Annotated in this window: 2 protein-coding genes; both read right to left on the bottom strand. The window is 70.3% G+C overall.

The features are described 5' to 3' along the window. Positions 1 to 188, bottom strand: a 188-nt coding sequence (locus tag VAE46_RS03040) for a CoA-binding protein (protein ID WP_322795438.1), incomplete at its 3' end; no start/stop codon positions are given. Positions 189 to 286: 98 nt separating this feature from the next. Next, the coding region (ileS, locus tag VAE46_RS03035; RefSeq protein ID WP_322795437.1) for an isoleucine--tRNA ligase at positions 287 to 3,327 on the bottom strand (3,041 nt) is incomplete at its 5' end.

Here is a 3,327-nt window from a genome sequence, read left to right as displayed (position 1 = left end):
GCGGGGAGCCCGGCGACGGTTTCGGCGCGGGGGTTGATGGGGTAGAGGGGGCCGGCGAAGCCCTGGCGCTTGATGGCTTCGAGGTAATCGTGGCCGGGGCTATCGACCTGGGTGGAGGCGCCGGCGACGGCGACGGCGCGGGGGTGGAAGAGGCGGTGGAGGTCGGACGGGGCGGGGTGTTCGTGCACGGCTGGATTCTACGGGAGGTGGGAGGTTGGAGGTTGGAGGTGATGCCCGCAGGGCAGAACGGCGGGTGCTGCCCCGCCCTGCGGGGTTTGCGCGTCGGTCAGGGGGACTGCTTCTGGAGGCCGAAGGCGAGCGGGGTGCCGTCGAGGTCGTCGCGGCCCTGGGGGACGCCGGGCGGCGGCTGGGCGTCGATGAGCTCGAGGGCGAGGGTCTCGGCGCGGATGTATTCGCCGTGGGAGGCGAGGACGCGGGAGACGTCGGCATCCCCGTGGACCCAGGCGGTGATGCGGTCGGTGAGGTTGAGGCCGGCTTCGCGGCGAAGGTCCTGGAGGCGGCGGACGATTTCGCGGGCGAGGCCTTCGTCGGCGAGCTCGGGCGAGATGGCGGTGGTGATGGCGACGGTGTGGCCGGCTTCCTGGGCGGCGGCGTAGCCTTCGCGGTCGCTGGCGTGGAGGAGGATTTCGCCGGGTTCGAGTTCGAAGCTGCCGGCACGGACCGGCTGGCCGCGGCGAACGGCGGCCGCGACCCCGGCGGGGGGCAGTTCGGCGAGGGCGGCGCGGATGGCGGCGACGCCTGCGCCGTACTTCGGGCCGAGCACGGGCAGGTTCGGCTTGATGTCGTAGGAAACGACGGCGGATTCGTCCTCGAGGATGACGAGGGCGCGGGCGTTGAGCTCTTCGAGGATGAGGGCGCTGTTGCGGCGGATGACCTCGGCCTCGGCGGGGGTGCGGGGGTGGACGAGGAGTTCGGCGACGGGCTGGCGGACGCGGATCTGGGCGCGTGCGCGGGCGGCGCGGCCGAGTGAGCAGACCCGCTTGACGAGCTGGACCTCGGCGTTGAGGCGCTCATCGATGCGGGCGGTATCGGCGGCGGGCCAGGGCGCGAGGTGGACGCTCTCGGGGGCCTCCGGGTCGTGCGAGCGCACGAGGTTCTGCCAGAGCTCCTCGGCGAGGAAGGGGGTGAACGGCGCGAGGAGGAGGGCGAGGGTGGTGAGGGCGGTGTAGAGGGTGTCGTAGGCGCTCTGCTTGTCGGGGTCGTCGGCGCTGGCGCCGCGCCAGAAGCGGCGGCGGGAGCGGCGGACGTACCAGTTGGAGAGGTCATCGACGAAGGCTTCGATGGCGCGGGCGGCGTCGGTGGGGTCGTACTGGTCGAGCTCGGCGGTGACGCGGAGGACGAGGGCGTTGAGTTCGGAGAGGAGCCAGCGGTCGAGCTCGCTGGCGGGGTTGGGCGGCCCGGAGGGGCGGTAGCCATCGATGTTGGCGTAGGAGACGAAGAAGCTGTAGGTGTTCCAGAGGGTGAGGAGGAAGCGGCGGAGGCCTTCTTCGACGAGGCCGGCGCTGAAGCGGCGGGGGGAGCCGGCGGGGCTGGCGGCGTACATGTACCAGCGGGTGGCATCGGCGCCGTGCTGGTTGATGACGGTCCAGGGGTCGACGGTGTTGCCGCGGCTCTTGGACATTTTGTTGCCTTTTTCGTCGTTGATGTGGCCGAGGCAGATGACGTTTTTGTAGGCGATGCCATCGGGGATGGCGCCGGCGGCGCGGAGGAGGGTGGCCTCGGCGTGGAGGGTGTAGAACCAGCCGCGGGTCTGGTCGATGGCTTCGCAGATGAAGTCGGCGGGGAAGCGGCGGGCGAAGTCGTCGCGGTGCTCGAAGGGGTAGTGCCACTGGGCGTAGGGCATGGCGCCGCTATCGAACCAGGCGTCGGCCACTTCCGGGACGCGGCGGGCGGTGCCGCCGCAGGCGGGGCAGCGGATGGTGATTTCGTCGATGTAGGGGCGGTGGAAGTCGTCGAGGGCGCGGGCGGCCGCCGGGTCTTCGGCGCGTTCGATGAGTTCGGCGTGGGAGCCGATGCAGGTGACCTGCTGGCAGGCTTCGCAGCGCCAGAAGGGCAGGGGGGTGCCCCAGTAGCGCTCGCGGGAGAAGGCCCAGTCGATGTTGTTGGCGAGCCAGTTGCCGAAGCGGCCGTGCTTGATGTGCTCGGGGTACCAGTTGATGCGCTCGTTGCCTTCGAGCAGCTGCTGGCGGAGGGCGGTGGTGCGGAAGTACCAGGAGGGCTTGGCGTAGTAGAGGAGGGGGGTGCCGCAGCGCCAGCAGAAGGGGTAGGTGTGGCGGATGGTGCCCTTCTTGAGGAGGTGGCCGCGGGCTTCGAGGTCGGCTTCGACGTCGCGGTCGGCCTGCTTGGCGAACTTGCCGGCGCCGGGGAGGCCCTCGGCCATGATGCCGCGGAGGTCGATCGGCTGGGCGAAGAGGAGCCGGTGGTGTTTGCCCTGTTCGAAGTCTTCGCCGCCGAAGGCGGGGGCGGTGTGGACGATGCCGGTGCCGTCTTCGAGGGAGACGTAGTCGGCGGCGATCACGCGGCGGAGGCCGTCGGTCGATTCGCCGGGCTGGAGGGGGCGGAGGCGGCCGTCATCGCCGAAACGGAGGACCTGGTGGCCGAGCTGCTCGGGGCGGTAGAGCGGTTCGTAGGTGAGGCCGACGAGCCGGCTCCCGGGGAGGGTCGCGAGGGGCTCGGGCTGGCCGCCGAGCACGGCCGGGGCGAGGGATTGGGCGAGGATAAGGAGTTCATCGCCGTTCTCGTAGACGCCGTAGGGGGCGTCGTCTTTGACGGCGAGGGCGACGTTGCCGGGGAGGGTCCAGGGGGTCGTGGTCCAGGCGACGAGGGCGATGGGGCGGTCGCCGGGGAGGCCGAGGCGCTCGTGCTGGCCGGGGTGGAGCCGGAACTTGATGTAGACGGAAGGGTCGGGGACGTTGTCCTGGTAGCCGAGGGCGACCTCATGGTCGGAGAGGGAGGTGCCGCAGCGGGGGCAGTGGGGGGTGGAGCGGTAATCCTGGTAGACGAAGCCGGCGTCCCAGAGCTGCTTGAAGATCCACCAGCAGGTTTCGATGTAGGTGTTATCGCAGGTGACGTAGGGGTTGTCGTAATCGGCCCAGAAGGCGATGCGCTCGGAGAGGCGGGTCCACTGTTCGACGTAGCGGTAGACGGATTCGCGGCACTTCTGGTTGAAGGCGGCGATGCCGTACTGCTCGATTTCGGGCTTGGACTTGAGGCCAAGCTCCTTTTCGATTTCGAGCTCGACGGGGAGGCCGTGGGTATCCCAGCCGCCTTTGCGGGGGACGCGGTCGCCGCGCATGGTGCGGTAGC

Origin of the sequence: Tepidiforma sp. (genome assembly GCF_034433535.1) — a bacterium.
In the GTDB taxonomy this organism is placed as follows: domain Bacteria; phylum Chloroflexota; class Dehalococcoidia; order Tepidiformales; family Tepidiformaceae; genus Tepidiforma.
This window is presented reverse-complemented; position numbering and strand designations above follow the sequence as displayed.